At 38.3% G+C, this 20617-nt stretch carries 20 protein-coding genes, 1 other RNA gene and 1 pseudogene; 2 read left to right on the plus strand and 20 right to left on the minus strand.

What is annotated here, in order from left to right; translation table 11 throughout:
• Positions 1-19: 19 nt before the first annotated feature.
• The 5 genes from AC6BKE_RS23175 to cymR all read right to left on the minus strand — a co-directional run bounded on the left by AC6BKE_RS23175 (position 20) and on the right by cymR (position 5539).
• The gene (locus AC6BKE_RS23175; protein WP_101966500.1) at positions 20-1462 is read right to left on the minus strand and encodes an MDR family MFS transporter; all 1443 of its coding nucleotides are present in this window, start codon (positions 1460-1462) and stop codon (positions 20-22) included.
• A gap of 171 nt (positions 1463-1633) precedes the next feature.
• The gene (locus AC6BKE_RS23180; RefSeq protein ID WP_499858147.1) at positions 1634-2293 is read right to left on the minus strand and encodes a tetratricopeptide repeat protein; all 660 of its coding nucleotides are present in this window, start codon (positions 2291-2293) and stop codon (positions 1634-1636) included.
• A gap of 74 nt (positions 2294-2367) precedes the next feature.
• Positions 2368-3492, minus strand: a complete 1125-nt coding sequence (gene mnmA, locus AC6BKE_RS23185) for a tRNA 2-thiouridine(34) synthase MnmA (protein ID WP_058844058.1) — start codon at positions 3490-3492, stop codon at positions 2368-2370.
• 76 nt (positions 3493-3568) lie between these two features.
• Positions 3569-4717 carry a cysteine desulfurase family protein gene (locus AC6BKE_RS23190; protein WP_036124356.1) on the minus strand — a complete coding sequence of 383 codons (1149 nt, stop codon included), beginning with the start codon at positions 4715-4717 and terminating at the stop codon, positions 3569-3571.
• Between the two features lie 402 nt (positions 4718-5119).
• Entirely contained in the window at positions 5120-5539 is a 420-nt protein-coding gene (gene cymR / locus AC6BKE_RS23195) for a cysteine metabolism transcriptional regulator CymR (protein WP_008181126.1), read from the minus strand.
• A gap of 204 nt (positions 5540-5743) precedes the next feature.
• Here cymR and AC6BKE_RS23200 point away from each other — a divergent pair, with 204 nt between their 5' ends.
• Positions 5744-7024 (plus strand): replication-associated recombination protein A, encoded by a 1281-nt coding sequence (locus AC6BKE_RS23200; RefSeq protein ID WP_036124360.1) that lies wholly within the window; start codon positions 5744-5746, stop codon positions 7022-7024.
• Positions 7025-7107: 83 nt separating this feature from the next.
• On the opposite strand, the gene AC6BKE_RS23205 is transcribed toward AC6BKE_RS23200, so the two are convergent.
• The 4 genes from AC6BKE_RS23205 to AC6BKE_RS23220 all read right to left on the minus strand — a co-directional run bounded on the left by AC6BKE_RS23205 (position 7108) and on the right by AC6BKE_RS23220 (position 10102).
• Positions 7108-7824, minus strand: a complete 717-nt coding sequence (locus AC6BKE_RS23205; RefSeq protein WP_058844056.1) for a hypothetical protein — start codon at positions 7822-7824, stop codon at positions 7108-7110.
• A gap of 271 nt (positions 7825-8095) precedes the next feature.
• Positions 8096-8614 (minus strand): hypothetical protein, encoded by a 519-nt coding sequence (locus AC6BKE_RS23210; protein WP_036124364.1) that lies wholly within the window; start codon positions 8612-8614, stop codon positions 8096-8098.
• 210 nt (positions 8615-8824) lie between these two features.
• Entirely contained in the window at positions 8825-9211 is a 387-nt protein-coding gene (locus AC6BKE_RS23215) for a hypothetical protein (RefSeq protein ID WP_036124366.1), read from the minus strand.
• 129 nt (positions 9212-9340) lie between these two features.
• Complete coding sequence (locus tag AC6BKE_RS23220; protein ID WP_036124368.1) at positions 9341-10102, minus strand: tRNA threonylcarbamoyladenosine dehydratase; 762 nt, start codon at positions 10100-10102, stop codon at positions 9341-9343.
• A gap of 369 nt (positions 10103-10471) precedes the next feature.
• Between AC6BKE_RS23220 and AC6BKE_RS23225 the strand changes: the two are divergent.
• Positions 10472-10627: pseudogene (locus tag AC6BKE_RS23225) on the plus strand (IS5/IS1182 family transposase); the annotation flags it as partial.
• A gap of 113 nt (positions 10628-10740) precedes the next feature.
• On the opposite strand, the gene AC6BKE_RS23230 reads toward AC6BKE_RS23225, so the two are convergent.
• The 11 genes from AC6BKE_RS23230 to aspS form a co-directional block, all read right to left on the minus strand.
• Positions 10741-11823 (minus strand): DUF871 domain-containing protein, encoded by a 1083-nt coding sequence (locus tag AC6BKE_RS23230; RefSeq protein ID WP_036124370.1) that lies wholly within the window; start codon positions 11821-11823, stop codon positions 10741-10743.
• Positions 11824-11847: 24 nt separating this feature from the next.
• On the minus strand, positions 11848-13173 hold the full coding sequence (locus AC6BKE_RS23235; protein ID WP_036124372.1) for a PTS sugar transporter subunit IIC: 1326 nt from the start codon (positions 13171-13173) through the stop codon (positions 11848-11850).
• A 46-nt stretch (positions 13174-13219) separates the two neighbouring features.
• Positions 13220-13540, minus strand: coding sequence for a PTS lactose/cellobiose transporter subunit IIA (locus AC6BKE_RS23240; RefSeq protein WP_036124376.1), 321 nt, complete (start codon positions 13538-13540; stop codon positions 13220-13222).
• A gap of 17 nt (positions 13541-13557) precedes the next feature.
• On the minus strand, positions 13558-13869 hold the full coding sequence (locus tag AC6BKE_RS23245) for a PTS sugar transporter subunit IIB (RefSeq protein WP_036124378.1): 312 nt from the start codon (positions 13867-13869) through the stop codon (positions 13558-13560).
• 228 nt (positions 13870-14097) lie between these two features.
• The gene (locus AC6BKE_RS23250; protein WP_499858148.1) at positions 14098-15273 is read right to left on the minus strand and encodes a GNAT family N-acetyltransferase; all 1176 of its coding nucleotides are present in this window, start codon (positions 15271-15273) and stop codon (positions 14098-14100) included.
• Between the two features lie 96 nt (positions 15274-15369).
• Complete coding sequence (locus tag AC6BKE_RS23255; protein WP_036124382.1) at positions 15370-15639, minus strand: HPr family phosphocarrier protein; 270 nt, start codon at positions 15637-15639, stop codon at positions 15370-15372.
• Between the two features lie 19 nt (positions 15640-15658).
• On the minus strand, positions 15659-16378 hold the full coding sequence (locus tag AC6BKE_RS23260) for a sugar isomerase domain-containing protein (RefSeq protein ID WP_499858149.1): 720 nt from the start codon (positions 16376-16378) through the stop codon (positions 15659-15661).
• 4 nt (positions 16379-16382) lie between these two features.
• Positions 16383-17105, minus strand: coding sequence for a GntR family transcriptional regulator (locus AC6BKE_RS23265; RefSeq protein ID WP_058844065.1), 723 nt, complete (start codon positions 17103-17105; stop codon positions 16383-16385).
• 26 nt (positions 17106-17131) lie between these two features.
• Positions 17132-18301 (minus strand): N-acetylglucosamine-6-phosphate deacetylase, encoded by a 1170-nt coding sequence (gene nagA, locus AC6BKE_RS23270; RefSeq protein WP_499858150.1) that lies wholly within the window; start codon positions 18299-18301, stop codon positions 17132-17134.
• Positions 18302-18482: 181 nt separating this feature from the next.
• A non-coding RNA gene (ssrS, locus tag AC6BKE_RS23275) (6S RNA) lies at positions 18483-18682 on the minus strand.
• Between the two features lie 140 nt (positions 18683-18822).
• On the minus strand, positions 18823-20592 hold the full coding sequence (gene aspS / locus AC6BKE_RS23280) for an aspartate--tRNA ligase (RefSeq protein WP_101966510.1): 1770 nt from the start codon (positions 20590-20592) through the stop codon (positions 18823-18825).
• Between the last annotated feature and the right edge of the window lie 25 nt (positions 20593-20617).

The raw sequence follows: 20617 nt of genomic DNA on the forward strand, positions 1-20617 counted from the left end.
TTTTAAAGCTTTGTAATGATTATGCCTGCTCCTTGGATTTCGTCGCTACAAAGAAGGAGAAAATCAGGGCACAAATGGCAAAAACAAAGGTAGCGACATAAACATAGCTTACGCCATTCGCAATAGTTTCTTTTAAAAAGCTTACTTCTTCTAGACTAAAGCCACCTCTTGCAAATTCACCATTTAATTGAATTTCACCTTTTCCTAATGAAGCCATTTTTTCACTCGTTGCTAAGTTAAAAATCATCCCAAATAGTGCTGCCCCAATCGCTTGACTAAATGTATTTGTAAAGGAGTTTAAACCAATTGAGATGCCAAGCTGCTTCGGATTTGCCACCTTTTGAATGGAAATCATCAACATTGGCATGATAAAGCCCATTCCTAGCCCAACTAATGATGAAGCGAAATAAGCGCTGAAATCGCTAGAACCTGAAGATAGTCTTGCCAGTAATAGAGTACCCGTAACCAGTAAAATTGTCCCCATTTGAATAATTCTTTTATTCGTTAAACGCCCGATTAAATAACCTGCCATAATGGAGTTTACCGTCCAGAAAATAGACATCGGTGTTAATAATAAGCCTGCTTGTGTTGCATTTTTACCAAGAACACTTTGGGCAAATATCGGAATATAAACCGTTACACCAATCACAATAGACATCCCGCTTAATGTTAAGGCATTTATGACCATTAGTCGCCCATTTTTAAACAGTGCTAACGGAATAATTGGCTCTTCAGCTCGTAATTCCACCCAAATAAAAATACTAAGGAAGACAACCGCAATTAGATACATTAGCAATGATTGACCTGATAACCAAGCCTGCGTTTTACTGTTTTCGATAATCACAAATAACAACGCCACCATGCCAATTGTAAATAGTACAGCACCTAGGTAGTCAATTTTACGCTTCACCGCTTCTATTTGCTCTTTATAATGTTTCGCAATTAAATAAATAGATGCTAAACCAAATGGTACATTAATGAAAAAAATAAAGTGCCATGACACTTGGTCTACAATAAAACCTCCAAATAATGGACCAACTACGCCAGACACGCCCCATACCATACTTAAATAGCTTTGTCCTTTGGCACGCGCTTTTTCAGTCTTATACAACTCCCCAACCATTGTTAATGTGATGGGTAAAATTGAACCTGCACCAATACCTTGGATTGCACGAAAGACAATTAATTGCTCCATCGATTGGGCTAAACCACATAACATCGAGCCTACTAAAAAAATAATAATCCCTGTAATAATCATCCGCTTGCGTCCAAATAAATCAGCTAGCTTGCCAAAAATAATCGCAGCAATAGCAGAAGCTAGTAAATAAGCGGAATAAATCCAGCTAATTAAGTCTACGCCTAATAAATCAGCTGTAATACTTGGAATAGCCGTACTTACAATTGTTCCTTCAATTGCGGCAAGTGCTGTTACAAGTAATAGTGCAATAAATACTTTATTCATCCTGTCACCTTTTCCTTCCCTGCATAACAAACATTACCAAGTTTGAACGAAAAATAAAAGAGGAAGGAATTCATTTGCTGAAAAATAATAAATGAGATTTATAGATTGCTTTGCATTTTGATAGAAAAAAAGCAGCAAGTTCATCAATTGACACTTGCTGCTAATCATCTATCAGTTAAATCGTTGGGCAATCATATCATATATATATCGTGCTTGGTCATATTCAGGTTGTAATGTAAAGGCTTGTTTCAAATGATACATTGCATCTTCCGTTTGTTCTGTGGAAACGGCATAGAGCACGCCTAAATTATAATGTGCATCTGCATTATTCCAATCCTGCTCGATTAAGAGATCCAGTTCCCTCTTCCCTTCCTCAAACATTTCTAGCGCACATAGCACAATCGCATAGGTTAAACGAATTTGTGTATCTTCTGGCGCAATTTCTACGGCACGTTGTAAATAGGGCAATGCCAGTTTTGAGTTCTCCATACGCTCAAAGCATTTCCCCATCATATAATAAACATCTGCCCCTTCAATCTGATGTTTAAGTGCTTGTTCATACAGTTTTGCAGCTTCCGCATAGCGTTCCGCATTATAATATAAATTGGCTAAACCGTAATAAGCTGTCGCTGCAGTTTCATCTACAGTAATCGCCTTTTGGAAGAAACGTTCTGCACGTTCTGTATCCTCTAACACAGCTAACAAATTGCCGAAATTCACATAACCAATGGCATTTTCGGGCTCTGCTTCAATTGCTTTTGTAAACAGTTTGGCAGCATCCTCATAACGTTTTTCTTGAAATGCTTGAATGCCCTGTTCATTATAATTCATTTGTTCTTCACCTCTATGTAGCGAAAGACTGCTTCTAGAAAGCCAAGAGGCAGTAAGAGCAGTCTTAACACAAGTTATCCAACATATGTTAGTTTTTCATTACTTTTAAAGACTTCGTCAATCGTACCGCCACCCATACATTCATCACCATTGTACAGCACTACGGCTTGTCCTGGTGTAATCGCACGTACAGGCTCTGCAAATGTAATGTGTGCACGACCATCTGGTAAAATTTCTACTTCTACTGGTGTATCTGTTTGACGATAGCGGAATTTCGCTGTGCAAGAAAATTTCCCAGGCAATTTTTTTGTCGAAGTATAGTTCATTTTCACAGCAGTCAATGATGTAGAGTATGAAAACTCATTGTCAAAGCCTTGTCCAACAAGTAACACATTACGCTCTAAATCTTTCCCTAGCACAAACCAAGGTTCACCGTCTCCACCAATACCAAGACCATGTCGTTGCCCAAGTGTATAGTACATTAAACCATCATGTTGTCCCATCACAACGCCATCCATTGTTTCCATTTTGCCAGGTTGAGCTGGTAAATATTGACTCAAAAACTCCTTGAAGTTACGTTCTCCGATAAAACAAATTCCTGTTGAATCCTTTTTCTTAGCAGTGGCAAGTCCAGCTTCCTCTGCAATTTTACGCACTTCTTTCTTCTCAATATCGCCAATTGGGAACATCACATGGGCTAATTGCTCCTGTGATAGTTGATTTAAAAAGTATGTTTGATCTTTGTTATCATCAACGCCACGTAACATTTTCACTTCACCATCAACACTTCGATCAATACGTGCATAGTGTCCTGTCGCTAAGTAATCGGCGCCTAAGTTCATGGCATGCTCCAAAAATGCTTTAAATTTAATTTCTTTATTGCACATCACGTCAGGGTTTGGTGTACGCCCTGCTTTATATTCTTCTAAAAAGTATGTGAAAACTTTATCCCAATATTGTTTCTCGAAATTGACAGCATAGTATGGGATACCGATTTGATTGCACACTTTAATCACATCATCATAATCTTCAGTCGCTGTACAAACACCGTTTTCATCCGTATCATCCCAGTTTTTCATGAAGATCCCGATTACTTCATACCCTTGTTGTTTTAACAAGTATGCAGCCACCGATGAATCTACCCCACCTGACATGCCGACGACAACGCGAATTTGTGAGGGGTCACGTGTTTCTTTCATTGTGGTCACCTTTTCTTTTATCTAATTACAGTTGATGCTTCAAAAGATATAGAAACATAACGTCGTATTGCGCAAATTATTTGGTAGCTAGTTTTTTCACAATTTGAGCTGTTTTTTCCGCTGCATCGCGTATATCGTTTTCCGTTAAATCTTGCCCAAAGCTAAATCGGATGGAGTTTCGTAATTCCTCTGCTCCTTGCCCGAACATCGCTACTAACACATGCGATGGATCAATCGAACCAGCGGTACATGCTGAACCACTTGATACACAAATACCTGCCATATCAAGATTCACTAGAAACGATTCTACTTCCATCCCTTTAAAGCTAATATTTAGTACATGAGGCAATGAATGCTTTTCTTCACCATTCACATGGAACGCTAGCTTTTCCTGTGTAAAAACTTCGAGCATAATTTGCTTAAAGTGATTGTATAGTGAACGCTTTTCTTCACGCAACTTATTTGCAACTTGCACAGCAGTCGCAAAACCAATAATGGCTGGAATATTTTCAGTACCTGCGCGACGTTTTTTCTCTTGTGCGCCCCCAAGAGCAAAGCTCGCTAACGGTGTTCCTGTCTTTTGGTAAAGGAATCCAACACCTTTAGGACCATTGATTTTATGTGCAGATACACTCAATAAATCCACCTGTAATTGGTTGACATCTATTTTCTCCAAGCCGTAAGCTTGAACTGCATCTGTATGGAATGTGGCATGATGCTCACGTAATAGCTCACCAATTTCAGCAATAGGCTGAATTGTACCTACTTCATTATTACCATACATAATCGTCACTAAAATAGTATCTTCGCGAAGGGCTTCTTGAACATCTTCAACCGCTACACGTCCCAATTGATCTACTGGTAAATAGGTCACCTCAAAGCCATCGCGTTCAAGTTTTTCACAAGTATGTAACACCGCATGATGCTCTACTTGTGTTGTAATGATGTGTTTCCCTTCGTTCGCACGGGCATAGACAGTGCCTAAAATGGCTGTATTATCAGCTTCCGTGCCGCCGCTTGTGAAAATAATTTCCCCTGCTTGGGCACCGATGGATTTCGCTAATAACTCACGTGCATTGTCTAAATATTTTCGTGCTTCTCGACCTGCGCCATGAATACTTGATGCGTTGCCAAAAACCTGCTGCATAGCAGTCGTCATCGCTTCTATTACTTGGCCATTCATCGGAGATGTAGCCGCATGATCGAGATAAATATATGAATTCATGTTGAAAACTCCTTTTTGATCAATTACGCCTCGACGTAATTGCCGCTGACACTTCACTTTCGCGCAGATAAACAATACGTCCATTCTTTTCAAACTAATGAGTAACAGTTAGCCTACTCTCGTCACATTCTGTGACAACGGTAACTGACCTGCATCATGCAGACCTCTCTTCAAAATCTGTGACTTTCGCCAGAGACTTTATCTTGATTCAGTGATCGTTTGAACACTCACTGAAAAAATCAGCACCGCATTCAGCTCACCCTTCATAAGTGGAGTCCTCTCCTGAATCAAGATCAGAAGCGCAAAAACCCACATCACTCATCGTAAAAATAGCCATTGCGATAAGACTATTTCACAAAATGAATGAGATTGATGCGGGCGTAGCACTTTAGCTCGAACATTTTAAATATAGAACATGTAACCTTCCGCTACATTTTCTTCTGTATATTGTGCTAGGTCTTCAATTGTCGTTGTATCTAACACATTTTTTACTGCATCGCGAATACGTAGCCATAACTCTCGTTGTGGCGCTTCCTCATTTTCAATACCCTCTACTGGTTGAATAGGCCCTTCTAGCACACTAATAACATGGGCTGCTGAAATTTCGCTAGGTGGATTCGCTAGCATATAACCTCCATAAGCACCACGTACACTTTTTACTAAGCCTGAATTACGAAGCGGAGACACTAATTGCTCTAAATATGCTTCAGAAAGCTCCTTTTCCGCAGCAATTTTACGCAATGGAATCGGCCCTTCACCATAATGCTTTGCTAATTCAATCATAATCGTAAGCCCGTAACGGCCCTTTGTTGAAATTTTCATTTTATCACCCTCAATTAGTCTAGTCAAAATACTACAAACAGTATATCATAATCTCCTCTTGATGAACTCGGAAATACACCTAGAAGGATGTGATATACTAATAAATGCGATTCAAAATCGTTCAAAAATAACAATCAGCGCTTTATTTTAGCGTATAAACATGGTCGAAGCAAAAAATGACAACGACTGAAAGGGGGAACTAAATTGCATAATGAACCACTCGCTTTTCGAATGCGTCCTTTAACCCTTGATGAAATAGTTGGGCATCAGGATTTCATTGGTCCCAATACAGCCCTGTATAAAATGATTCAAAATGAACATGTACCTTCCATGTTGCTATACGGAGAACCTGGAATCGGTAAAACTTCTATTGCCAATGCCATTGCAGGAAGCTCCAAGCTCCCTTTCTTTGCACTCAATGCAACGCGAGCTGGCAAAAAAGATGTGGAGGATATTGTACAAGAAGCCAGAATCTCCGGAAAAGTACTTCTTTTTTTGGATGAAATTCATCGTTTCAATAAATTACAGCAAGATACTTTGTTACCACATGTTGAAAATGGCTCAATTGTATTAATTGGGGCCACAACAGAAAATCCTTACCATGACGTCAATCCAGCTATTCGTTCACGCTGTGGAGAAATTTACCAGCTAAAACGACTAACAAAGGAAAATTTAATTGAGTTGATTGAAAAAGCACTAGCAGATGAAAAACGAGGGTTAGGTAAATATCATTTTGTATTAACACCCACTCAAATTGAGCAAATTGCAGGAGCCGCAAACGGGGATGCGCGGAAGGCATTAACACTACTAGAATCCATTTATTATGCGAGTGATGAGGTTGATGGGCAGACGCTTGCAGCCGATCATGTTATTGAGCATCTCATTAACCGAATTGGTGTTTATGGCGATAAAAAAGGTTCACATTTTTATAATTTACTTTCCGCCTTGCAAAAATCTGTACGTGGCAGTGATACCAATGCTGCTTTATATTATTTAGCGCATTTACTGGAAACAGGCGATTTAGTGGCCGTCAGCAGGCGCCTGCTTGTGATGGCTTATGAAGATATTGGTCTTGCCAATCCCGATGTTGGTCCTCATATGCTGGCTGCCATCCAAGCAGCTGAACGACTAGGGTTACCTGAGGCACGTATTCCACTCGCAAGCGCCGTCATAGAAATGTGCCTTGCCTCTAAATCCAATTCTGCCATAGCTGCAATAGACGCTGCCATTACAGCAATTCATGAAGGCAAAACGGGTGATATTCCTCATCATTTACGAGATGCTCATTACGAGGGAGCGAAAGATTTAGGACATGTTGGCTATCAATATCCACATAACACACCCATTGGCACTTTTGGTGGTTGGGTAGACCAGCAATATTTACCGGATGAACTTGTAGGAACAGAATTTTATAAACCTGTTATTGCTGGAGAAGAAAAACGAATGGCAGGCATCTATGAAAAGCTCAAATCGTTCCATCAATAACAGCACAAAAGCAAAGTCACGATTTCCAGTACTGATAGTGACTTTGCTTTTTTACAAAATAACAGGATGGGCTGCTTTGATGATCATCCTGTAAAGCTCTGGTTATTTGCTGTGTATCGCTCTTTATAAAACAAATTTAATGGTTCTGCTACATGTCGAAGTAATGACAGAAGGGATTCTTTCCCATCCTCTTCATTGACCTTACTATGCAAAAAAACAATCAAATTATACGATTGATACAACACACTCGCGAATTCTTGATTGTTTTCTCTCACTTCAAAGCGAATTGCTTTTACAGCAATAGCTTGTGCAATTTTTTGTTCTCTTGTTTCATAGGATGGCTCTCTAGTTAATTCATCATCCGTCACTCTGTATAACCGCTTTAATGCACCATATACCTCTTGGTTTCCACTAAACCGATCCTTTAACCACTGCAAGACAAATTGTATAAGAATAACTGCATATATAAGGGAAAGACATGCATCACCACGCGACTTTTTTGCTAAGCGCTGGAAAGATTCTGCTTGTGTCACTAATTCAAAAAGAATTAAACGAATTGGGTACAGCATGGCATGACCACTATTAATGTATAACTTTTCTCGATCCCTATACATTGCCAACCAAATATCTTTGACCAATGAAATAGATTTTCTTGTAGAGAGCGCTAATTGACACTGTATAAGTTCCTTCTCAATCGTTGGTTGGATAAGTCGTTGAAATAAATGCTCATCTTCCTCACTAACTAGTAAAAGCGGTTTTTCCAAATTCGCCAAATCTAATTTTATACCGTTTACAATCATTGCCTAGCCCCCTTTCAATAAGTTCTTACAGTGTTGAATAAAATGATCATAGGAGAACCCATTTTTTAACTATAATTCGACAAAAAATCATAATTCCCTTTAAGTAAAATGGTCTTTTTTTACTTTCCAAATAACAAAAAAGAACCCACGAAACAAAACGAAGCAAGTAAATCCACTTTTTTCTAGTATAGAAAAACGAGAATTACTTACAAAAGTTACGTAGATTCTTGTCGTATAGGCTATTTTCTGAAAATAGCTAGTCTAATAATGTCTAGGCTGTCAGTTCTTCATCAACAAATGCTTTGAACTGTTCCAGACACTGCTTCACATCACCCTTTTGTGCAAGCACTTCATTGCGTATCGTTGTCATTTTCTCTTCATCCTCTAGCACTTCCGTTAAGAGAGCAAAGATATCTGTTAATAATAATTCATTCTCTTCCTGTTCAATTCCCGGTAAGGAATAAGCTGCTATTGTTAATAAACGCTCCACTTTTTCAGGCGTTTTTTGCAAGGCATTCGAAGAATAATAGGTCGATGCAGCTAAAAAATAACATAATTTTGCACAACAATCGATAAACAAATGCCAATACGTATTTGCGCTTGGTAATTCCCCTGATCGATGATCAACATACTCTTTATAATAAGTTGTTACTTGACTATATAAAGGATTCAACCCTCTCATAGCTTTCGGATAATTATTAGATGTATCCAAATAGTCAAATACAATGGCATTCATTTTCTCTTGAAGTTTGACAATATCTAAATGATCACGAATTACTTGAATTTCCATTTTCCCACTCTCCCATATGTCATTTGCTGTTTTAACTTCCTGGCTATTTACTAAGTAGCTCGGAGCATCCCAAACAAACTGATCGATTATCTAATGGATGATTTAAATTATATCAATAAACTATATGGAGTAGTGAGGACATGAAAAAAATAAGACAATTTCGTGAATTAATAGCATTTTATGTACATAAGACGAACTATTTTGGTAAAATTATACCCTTTGTACATAATCATCAAATAACCAGGGTTCCTTTGCGCGATCAACAATTTCAATAATGCTCCCCTGCATATATTTTTTAATGCGCTTTTGAGGTATATAAAAATAAGCATTGTTCATAATTAACCATTCACTTAATGTTACATTATTATCTGCTTGATGATTCGTTAAGATTTTCTTATGCCGCAGAACATCCGCCATTTTATAAAAACCATCGGACAATTCATAGGCAGATACATCAAAATTAAAAATGGGGCTGACTACTTGTCCAACATCAAAAATATGTATAGTTTGCTTCTCTTCATCAATCGCTAACTCTACAGTGCTAATTTCATCGAAAAGATTTAAACCTCTATATTCCATTTGATAAATTTTTTCCATCTGTATGCGCCTCCTTTTTTCAACGGTCTAATTGTAACATAGAAAAAGTAGCTACTTCTCAAAACAATGAGGCAGCTACTTCTACGAAAATAATCCATTATGCTGTTTTTTTAAAATAATTCTCTGACATTATCCTTGTACGCGCGTAATTTTTACATCTTTTAAGATGGTATTGACTACCCAGCTCGCCGCAATTAAACCTGCTACGGACGGTACAAAGGCATTGGATGAAGGCGGCATCTTTGCCTTACGAATTGCCGCATCAGGCTTACCAACATGCTCTACGACATCAGGACGTACAACAATTGGACTTTCATCAGAAAAAACAACCGTTACACCCTTATGAATACCCTCTTTACGAAGCTTTGTACGAATTATTTTTGCTAATGGATCTGTATGTGTTTTTGATATATCCGCAATTTGGAAACGAGTAGGATCCATTTTATTTGCTGCACCCATACTCGAAATAATAGGAATATTACGTTGCAAGCATTCCTTCATTAGATGAATTTTGTACATCACTGTATCGCTTGCATCAATGACATAATCAATGCCTTGTGCGAAAAACTTTTCATAGGTTTCTTCCGTGTAAAACATGTGCATATCAATGACTTCACATGCTGGGTTAATATCTGCAATGCGCTCTTTCATGACAGCTGATTTAGATTTGCCTACAGTTGATAGATATGCCACTAGTTGTCTGTTGACATTTGTAATATCGACATTATCCTTATCAACTAAAATAATGCGACCGATTCCACTTCTTGCGCATGCCTCGGCTGCAAATGAACCAACACCACCTACACCAAGTATGGCAACCGTTGTATTTTTTAATTTTTCGAGACCCTCTGTTCCTATAGCGAGCTCGTTACGTGAAAATTGATGTAACATCCTGACACTCTCCATCTGTATATTTTATTAGTAAACCTAGTTATATACTAAGATAAAATCAAAATCTATCTTACATTTTATCATGTTATTGTTCAAGAGAAAATTATAAAGAAAAAAATGAAGATTGCCTACTGAAAACCATCCAAATAAAAGTAATTAAACAAGGATTTTAAAATAAAGTCGGAATGCTTCCTCGGCATTATTTTCTAAAGGGAAACCGTTGATTTCCACTCCAGGCTGATACTTTCCACATGCGGTGTCGAGCTGCTTTCCCCGCAGGAGTCACCGTCCTTCGCTATATTCAACATCTATATAAAGCAACTCCATCCATATATGTTGATGAAAAGTAAACTTTTAAAGTGAAAAACGATGCTGACGAAGAATAAAATCAACGAATGTAAACAATTAGAAATGTTTACGATTGATCAATTAGTACGACAAGATCATTAAGTGCGAAAATTAGAAACCACTATTAATTTTTCGTTTATTTATCCATTAGTAGCAAACCCCTATTCTGATTATGGAATGGTTTATCAACTATTGAACAAAGAAAGAAAAATGACAAAAGCCATCGAGAGTGAAGTTCTCGATGGCTACAGTCTGTGAGATTGATGACTCAATCCCTTTCTCACCTTTTTTCATTTTGTAAAGCCGAATGATGCCCATGGTTGAATATGTGCTAATAAAAATTGTTCTTCCTCAACAACGCTAGCGATAACATTGCTCGACCCGGCATTTGGGATTTCTTTTAGAACAATTTGTAGCTCTCCCTTATAACGAACATCCAAATTATTATCAATCGTGATATCGCCTCTTTTTAATGGTCGTGTATCATGCACAGGAAAATCTCCGTTTTTATATTTAACCCGAGATTGTGTGCTACGAATGACATACTCAGAGACATCCCCTCTATTAAAATGGGGCTCTTTAAAAAGAATCGTTTCCTCTAAAATACTCGTGTCTGCTGACGGGACAACCTTTATTTCAAGCTTATTGCGATTTAATTGACCTAACGCACGTATTTCCTCCTCTGAGGCATACATATTGCCAATAATACAATCATCAATGAGCCCTGTATGCCATAAATCTTTCGCTTGTACAGTGATAGGAAGATGACGATGCTCCTCTAATGTAGGTAACCCGTACTCCGTTTGCTCCCAAGGCCCAAATTGACCATGCTGCGAGGAGATCATCGCGGCAGTTCTCAAGTTGTGTGCTTTAAAGTGTTGGGATGTTTGTAAAAAGTGCTGACGAGATAGCCCAGTAAAGCGTCTTGGATAAAAATTATGACACCCGATAATGTTCTCTTTATTGGGCTGGTAAGAAACAATATTGTCTACATATTTCGTCCCGTTACTAATGTTTAATTCTATTTTTAGATTACTTGCGTCAAGTGACATCAACGCTTCTTCCTGACCAGAAAATCCCATATCTAAACGTAAGGCTGCCAAATAATAATGTTCCTTCAAATAGCCAATATCTTTAAAGGTTAAGCCTAAATCATCAAAAACAGCTGGTGCGATATCAGCCGATATGTCAAAACCAAGCTGCTGCGCAAAGGCATTAATTTGCTGTAATTTCTGACGCTCCCCCTCCTGTTTTAATGACATCAAACAGGTAAAGATCCGATCAAAGCCATTGTCATGAGCAAGTTGAACATAGCGCTTCATTTCGTCTAGTGTACTATGCTGTGGATATAGCGAAATTCCTAATCTTCTCACTTCAAACCCTCCGTTAATTGACGCTTATACTTCTACTTTTTCCCCTTGGGATTCCACAACAGATTGTTCGCTCTGTGCTGCTAAAGCAGCCTTTTGTTCATTCTGTCTTGACAAGCGATTAGCCATGGATAAAAATGGTAAATAGATACAAATAGCTACAACAATTAAGACAATACTCAGTACAGCTCCACGCCAAGATTGCGTGACTAGGAAACCATTAATAATTGGAGGCGTCGTCCATGGAACAGCAATCGTTGCTGCTGGCACCCAACCCCATTTTGTTACAAAGAAAGCAATTGTCACATTGACCATTGGTGTCAAAATAAATGGTACAAATAAAATTGGATTTAAGACAATTGGTAAACCAAATAGTAATGGTTCATTAATATTAAATAATCCGGGAGCAGCGGATAATTTACCAACCGTATTATATTGTTTGTTTTTACGAGCAATAATGAATATTGCGATAATTAAAGCGATCGTTGTACCTGAGCCACCCATATTAATAAAAGCGTCAAAGAACGGTTTGTTAATAATGTAAGGTGCGACTTTTCCAGCAGAAATGGCTGCAACGTTAGCATCAATTGCTTGTAGATTAATCGATTGCATAAACGGCTCGATAATATTTGCCCCATGAATACCAAATGTCCATAAAAATGTTGGAATGAAGGCTAAAATAAGTCCAGCTACCCATGTATTTGTTAAGCCCATAAATGGCTCTTGAATCGATGAATAAAACGTTCCAATAATATCAGGTATATCAAACCCAGCAGAAATGATCGTACGAACTAATGCTAATAAACCAATTGTTATAATTGCTGGAAGTAATGCTGCAAATGACTTTGACACAGCGGATGGCACACCTGCAGGCATTTTAATTAAAAGCTTTGGATTGCCAGATAAACGAGAAAATAGTTCTGCGGAAATTAAAGCGGTAATGAGGGCAACAAATATTCCTCCTGTACCTGTCGTTAAACCCGTTAATCCCCCTTCACCAAACGTACCAAATGTCATATAACTGGCAAGCCCTATTACCCCACCAGATAATGCATCCTTGTCATAGCTTTTTGTCAGATGATAGGCAACACAAAAGGCTAATAATAGAGAGATAATTCCAAATGTCGCTCCCCAAATATTCCCCCCAAACTGTGTCCATGTCTCATGCTTCCAAATGGCATCGAGTGCATTTTGATATAATTTAATGGGCAAATTGTTAATAAGTACAGCTAATGATCCAACAATTGTCAACGGCATGATCGTAATAAAGCCGTCACGAATAGCAACTAAATGACGCTGATTCCCAACCCTAGCAGCAACCGGTACAAATTTTTCTTCTAAAAAACGGAACATCCACATACACTCCCTTTGCTTTTTATTGTGACATCAAAATTTGATGTTACTCCCCTTTGATTCGTTCATATAACTCAATCATTTCTTGCGCTAAATCGCGAAAAGTAATAGCATTCATTAAATGATCTTGCGCATGAATTAATAACATGGAAACCTCTACTTTTTCTCCCCTTGCTTCTTGAGACAGTAACCCCGTTTGAGCATGATGTGCTTCAATTAAAGACTCATTTGCTAATTTAATTTTTTCTTTTGCTTCCTCAACTTGCCCCTTTTTTGCTAGCTGAAGAGCTTCCATACACTCACTTTTCGTATTGCCACTATGCACAATAAGACCCATAATGGACTCCATTAATGCTGCTTCTCCCATTCCCTTTAACCCCTTTTTCATCCAATTAAGTGTAGTGCTTGCTTCAGGACATTTTCACCATTCATCATGCCATAATCTGCCATATTGATGACATCGATTGGAAAGCCCCTATCCTTGAATTTTGTTTCAAATGACCCCTTTAAATAGCGAACCTGAGGACCTAATAACAGCACATCCGCTTTTTTCGTCGCTAATACTTTTTCCACCTCACCTTCAGCAATGGCATAAATATCAGCTTCAATATTTTGCTCTTGAGCAGCTTTTTGCATCTTTGATACTAATAAACTAGTACTCATGCCCGCTACACACACTAACATAATATTTTTCATTCGAAACACTCCTTTTTATGTTTTTTTGATTGTGTAATCGCTTACTTATTTTGAGAATAGCACCTATTGGTATATACCACAATACACTTTTTACATTAATTTTATATCCGTGTAATTATTTACAAAATTGGGCTATTGTTTTTTTATAGCAACATAAACGATTCCACTCAACTGGTATAGTCCAGAAAAAAATCCAAAAAAATTTAAAATTTTCAAACCATTTAGCGCTTAAAAATACTCATAAAATGCTGGTTTTTCAGTAGGCAATGCCCTTTGCCATTGTTGTAGAGTCTTTTCCACTGTCGATTGATTAGCATAGACAACAGCCTCTTTGACGGAAAGATAACCAACCATCATTGCAGAAAAAAGATTAATTGGTAGTGTTAACATATGCTTGTCAGAGACCGAATTTGTCTCAATTATGGACACTTGACCATTTTTATTTATTTGATAGACATGCTCATTCCAATGACAAAATGGATCGTCAATACGTATCATCAATGTTTCTGTGATATCTCCCCATGGATATTGCTGCATAAAAGCTGCAACGTCTACGACTCTAACCATCACATCCTGTATGACTTCCCTTTTGAATTGCGGCTCTTTGAAATAAAAACCAAAGGGATAATGATTGCTAGTAACACCTGTAATTTGATCGACACTTGCTGCATGTGACGTAATATAACGCCATATGGCTTGCTCCGCTAAATAATTAGCTACAATAAAGTCTTGAATGACAAACGTCCCCTGCTGAATGGTATAACGAATATAGCCCTCTATTTTATCTGCTTGAAAATAGGCTGCAAAATGGCTGTCAGGGCTCCTTCTCTCAATTCTTTTCCACCAGGCATCATCTCTTACCATGCCTCCATTTTGCAATATTGCCATTATATTATGAAAATCCTTTATTTCCTTGAACAGCTCAGGCTCAACCCATTCAAAGCTCATCCGTTTGACGATATCCAGTTGTTTCCCAAACGACGGAAATTGTGCTTGTGGGATCGTGTAATGAAGCTTCTCAAAAAATAATTCCCAACCAAAATGTCGATAGAAGGACACAGAAAAAGGCGCTAAAACTGAAATGGTTTGCCCATTATCACGCATTTTTTGTAGGGCTTCTATCATGAGCCTTTTAATAATCCCTTGTTGTCGGTACTCAGGATATGTTGCAACAAAGCCGATTCCGCCCATTTTATAAGGAACACCATGAACCGTCATGTTGAGTGGCAATATTAAAAGTTGACCGACAATCTTTTTATGATCATAAGCTCCTAATGTCGTACTCTGCTCTATCCAATAATGAAAGTCCTCTCGTCGAGCCCCTGTGTATTTATTCGGAAAACAATAATCTCTTAATTGATGAATCTGCCTATAATCATTAGGCGAGACAATGTGGATATCCATATAATCACCCCTATTGCAATTCTAAAAATTCAGTTATTTACAAAAGATTCTTCTGCAGTGAGATGAAAACAATCACTGCAAGAATCTTTTGTCCTCTTAACATTCTTCTCCTATTTCTTTTGACACCATGATTTCTGTTACGGTTTGAAATAATTTTTCAATATCTGGACCAGCCGCTGAAATTTCTACTATACTACCAGGTGTTACACCCAATGACATAACGCCCATAATGGACTTTAGATTAACAGATTTTCCCTTGTACGTTAATTGAATATCACTTTCGAATGGAGTTACTGCAGTTACTAGTAGTGCAGCAGGTCTGGCATGAATGCCCTCAGGTGAAGTAATTTTATACATTTTTTTCATTTACGATGTCTCCCCTTTTTCATGTAAAATCTATACGATGTTGATAGTTGGCCATCATTGTTTCATTATGCGACCAATCCGAGTCAACATTATTGCTGACAAAAATAGGTAATTCTTTTGTCGTCTTTGCTATTATTTCGATGACTTCGCTGAACAAGGCGTTTAATAATAAGGAACCAATGACAGTAGAAGCTGGCGCATACTGCATTTCATGTAGATGCAAAACACCATCTCCAATAGGGATATGTGTATTGATTACAAAATCTACCACGTCTTCAAGCCTATGCCCACTGTGGTGACGCGCAACCTGCTCTCTATAGAGGAGCGACTGTAGAGAAAACACGTATACCCCTGAATCCTTTGCCAACAAAGCAGCGTCTATAGGGGCCGCATTTCTCCCTGAAGTTGAAATGACAATGCAAACGTCATTTTCACGAAAATCAAACTGTTCCTTATGTTGTTCAATAATAGTGGGATCCTTCTCATTGATTGAGGAAGCTAATGCTCCAGCATGTAATGCCAAAGATTCTATAAAAATCGGACGAACAGGTACTAAACCACCAGCTCGATAAAAAGCCTCCTGAGCTAATAGCTGAGAATGGCCGCAGCCAAATAATTGGATGATTCCACCTCTTTGAAGACGTTGAACAATGATTTGTGCTGCTTCCTTTAAATGAACAGTCTCCTGCTCCTTCACAATCTGGATGAGCTTTTCGATTTCAGAAAAATATGCATGCATATAATCACCTTTTAATTTCACTTATAAATTTATAGCGATCAGCTCGATACGTACTGCGTACAAGCTCAAATGGTTTACCGTCCGATAAATAACTCGTACGTTTGATAATTAAAACAGGTGCTGTTTGATTTATCTGTAGAAATTTACTATCTTCTTTTGAGACAATGGCTGCCTCCATTTGCTGTACGGCATTCCCAATCTTTTGATGGAACTTTGCTTCGATTAAAGCATAAAGCGAGCCCATTATTTGCTTTTCATCCAACTCTGGATAGATTTTGACTGGGATATACGTTCTTTCAATCGCCATTGGCTGAGAATCGGCATTTCTAATTCGCACCACAAAGAATACTTCTTCTCCAGGCTCAATCATTAAATCTCTTGCAATATCCACTGGTGGTATGATTTTTTCAAATCGTAACACCTTACTGCTTGGTTCCATTCCTCTAGCGCGCATATCTTCCGTAAAACTTGTTAAGCCCTTTAATGGCTGCTCCAATTTGGGATTAGCAACATAGGTACCTCTCCCTTTTTCTCGATATAACAGACCGCTGTTTACGAGATTGGTAATGGATTGACGCACAGTCATTCTACTAACATTAAATTGTGCAGAAAGTTCACGTTCTGAAGGTATCGTTTCACCAATTCTGTATTCTTCTAAATAAATTCTTTGTTTAATAATCTCTTCTATTTGTATATAAATAGGTATATGAGAATTTTTCTCTAACAAATCTTGCACCTTCCTTATCGCCTCTTTTATGATTTCTCAAATACAACTTTACCTCGACAAATCGTTTTTTGCACATTTAATTGTTGATCTAGCAAGACAAAATCTGCATCAAAGCCTTCTTCAATTCGACCTTTCATGGGAAGCTGCAATTGTTCAGCGGCATTCGTAGAAGACATGGCGACTATTTCTTGTAAGGAACAATTCGTAATGGCCTTCATATTTTTAACCGCCTGTTCCATTGTTAACACACTGCCAGCTAATGCTCCGTTCGCTAAATGGGCTCCTTTTTCACTTACATACACCGTTTGCCCACCTAAATCATATTCACCATACTGCAAGCCTTTCGCTCGCATGGCGTCCGTAATAAGAATGATCCCCTTGGCACCTTTTGTCCGATAGGCTAGCTTGACTGCTTGAGGATGACTATGCACACAATCAACAATTAATTCCACTTTGATGTTATCTTCTAATAATACCCCACCAACGACACCTGGATCACGATGATGAAATGGTCGCATTTGATTATATAAATGAGTGGCTTGACTTATACCTAATGATACTGCTTGATGGACTTCCTCTATTGTAGCATCTGAGTGACCAATAGACGGAATCACATTAAAGTTCTTTAATGCTTCAAGAAATGTGAATCCACCTTCTATTTCTGGTGCGACGGTAATTTGTTTGATACGATAACAGCTCATTTTTTGCCAATTAGCAAATTGTTCAATCGTAGGACTAATCATGTATTCTTCTGGCTGTGCACCGGCACGTATTTTCGAAACAAATGGACCTTCAACATGAATGCCCAGTAAAATGGCTTCTCCCTCTTGCTGTTCAAATTGCGCCACATTGACTAAAGCGCTTTCAATTTTGGCTATAGTTTGTGTCATAGTTGTAGCAAGGAAACCTGTAACGCCTTCTTGCACTAAGGACTGTGCTATTTCATGCAAAGCTAATGGACTAGCATCCATCGTATCATGCCCAGCTGATCCATGAATGTGCATATCAATATAGCCAGGGAGCAGTAGCCAATCATGATTTTGCCCATCAATACGTTGCACTGCCTTTCTTGACAAACACTGTCCTATTTGAATGATCTTACCATCTTCTATATAGACGTCACCTTTAAACGGCTGATCATCAGGATTAATAATCCTAACATTTGAGATTAATAATGTGTCCTTCAAACTTATCACCTCCAACCTTTTTATGAACGCTCTCCAAAAGGTATAGTTGTCTATACCAATTATATGCTCGTTCATCTAAAATAAAAAGTTATTTTTTCATATTTTCAAAATTTTTCTATAAATCTTTCTTTTAAAAATTGGCAACAAAAAAGGAGCTACTCTCAAGCTCCTTTTTAATCCTATGTATAGGACGAATCCCAATTGTGCCGTAATGCCAAGAAACATTCGTTTTGAACCCGCAATTTGCAGGGGGGTGCCCGCTTTGCAGCTTTAAACGTCCCGCTCCGCTAGGGGCATGTTTGCGACTACAAAATGAAGGCTCCCGATTCGATAGTGTTCGGTCAAAACTGTGAAGTAGATTTAGCAGTTAGACAAACACATCAGGATTCGTATTACAGTTATCATAACACCACTTTTCTGATAATTCAAACGATTTTCTCTCATAATCTATATTTTCCTGAAAAAACACAAAAAAATACCTAGATTCTCAACAATATTTGCTAGGAAATCCAGGTATTTTGTTTTATTCATTATTTTTTAAATGGTTTGATGGCTAAGCTTAATTCACTTAGTTGCTCTGGTGATACTTCGCTCGGTGCTTCTGTCATTAAGCAGCTAGCACTTGCTGTTTTCGGGAATGCGATAGTATCACGTAAATTCGTACGTCCTGCTAGTAGCATCACAAAGCGATCAAGACCAAAGGCAAGACCTGCATGTGGTGGCACGCCATACTCAAATGCTTCTAATAAGAAGCCAAATTGCGCTTGTGCTTCTTCTTCTGTAAAGCCAAGTAATTCAAACATTTTTTCCTGTAGGTCACGTTCATAGATACGTAATGATCCACCACCAAGCTCGTAACCGTTTAATACGATATCATAGGCTTGTGCACGAACTGCTGAAGGATCTGTATCCATTAACGCTATATCTTCATCGAACGGACGTGTGAATGGATGATGTGCTGCATAGTAACGTCCATCTTCCTCAGAGAATTCAAATAATGGCCAGTCAGTAATCCAAAGGAAAGCAAATTGTGATTCGTCAATCAAGTTTAAATCTTGTCCTAATTTCGAACGTAATGCCCCTAAAGAAGCTGCAACAACAGGTGCCTTATCCGCCACGAATACAAGAATATCGCCAACTTCTGCTCCCATACGTTCGATTAAAGCTGCTGCTAACGCTTCGTCAAAGAATTTCGCGATTGGGCCATTTAAGCCTTCTTCTGTAACCTTTAACCAAGCAAGACCTTTTGCTCCGTAAATACTAACGAATTTTGTTAATTCATCCATGTCTTTACGAGAATATTTGTCCGCTGCTCCTTTAATATTGATACTTTTCACTTGTTTTCCTTGTGCAACAGTATCTGCAAATACTTTGAAATTACAGCCTTCAAAAATATCATTTAATGCTACTAGCTCTAATCCAAAACGTACGTCTGGTTTATCTGAACCATAACGATCCATTGCTTCTTGATACTTCATACGCTGGAAAGGTGCAGGGATATCGATTCCTTTTACTTCTTTCATAACAGCTTGAATTAAGCGTTCATTCATTTCTAATACTTCTTCTTGTGTTAAGAAGCTAGTTTCAATGTCCACCTGTGTAAACTCTGGTTGACGGTCAGCACGTAAGTCTTCATCACGGAAGCAACGGGCAATTTGGAAATACTTTTCAAAGCCTGCAACCATTAATAATTGTTTAAACAATTGTGGTGATTGTGGTAATGCATAAAATTCACCCTCATGGACACGGGATGGTACTAAATAATCACGGGCACCCTCTGGCGTTGATTTTGTTAAAATCGGTGTTTCTACTTCTAAGAAGCCTTCATTTTGTAAGAAGTTACGGATTGTACGTGTAACATCAGAACGCATTTTGAATGTATCGAACATGACTGGACGACGTAAGTCCAAATAGCGATATTTTAAACGTAGGTCTTCTGATACATCTGTGCGATCTTCAATTTGGAATGGTGTTGTTTTGGCCGTATTAATTACGATTAAACTTGTTGCTTCTACTTCAATTTTACCGTTTGGTACATTCGGATTAATTTGATCCTCTGTACGAAGGATAACTGTTCCTTCCACTTCAATCACATATTCACTACGTACTTTATCCGCTAGTGCATGTGCTTCAGCCACGTCTGGACTAAATACGACCTGTGTAATTCCCGTACGGTCACGTAAATCAATGAAAATCAAACCACCAAGGTCACGACGACGCTGCACCCAACCTTTTAATACGACTTTTTCGCCTTGTAACGCCTCTGATAGCTCGTTACTAGCATGTGTTCTTGTAGCCATTGTTAAATTCCTCCAAAATATCTTC

Source organism: Lysinibacillus sp. COL-1 (assembly GCF_059814265.1).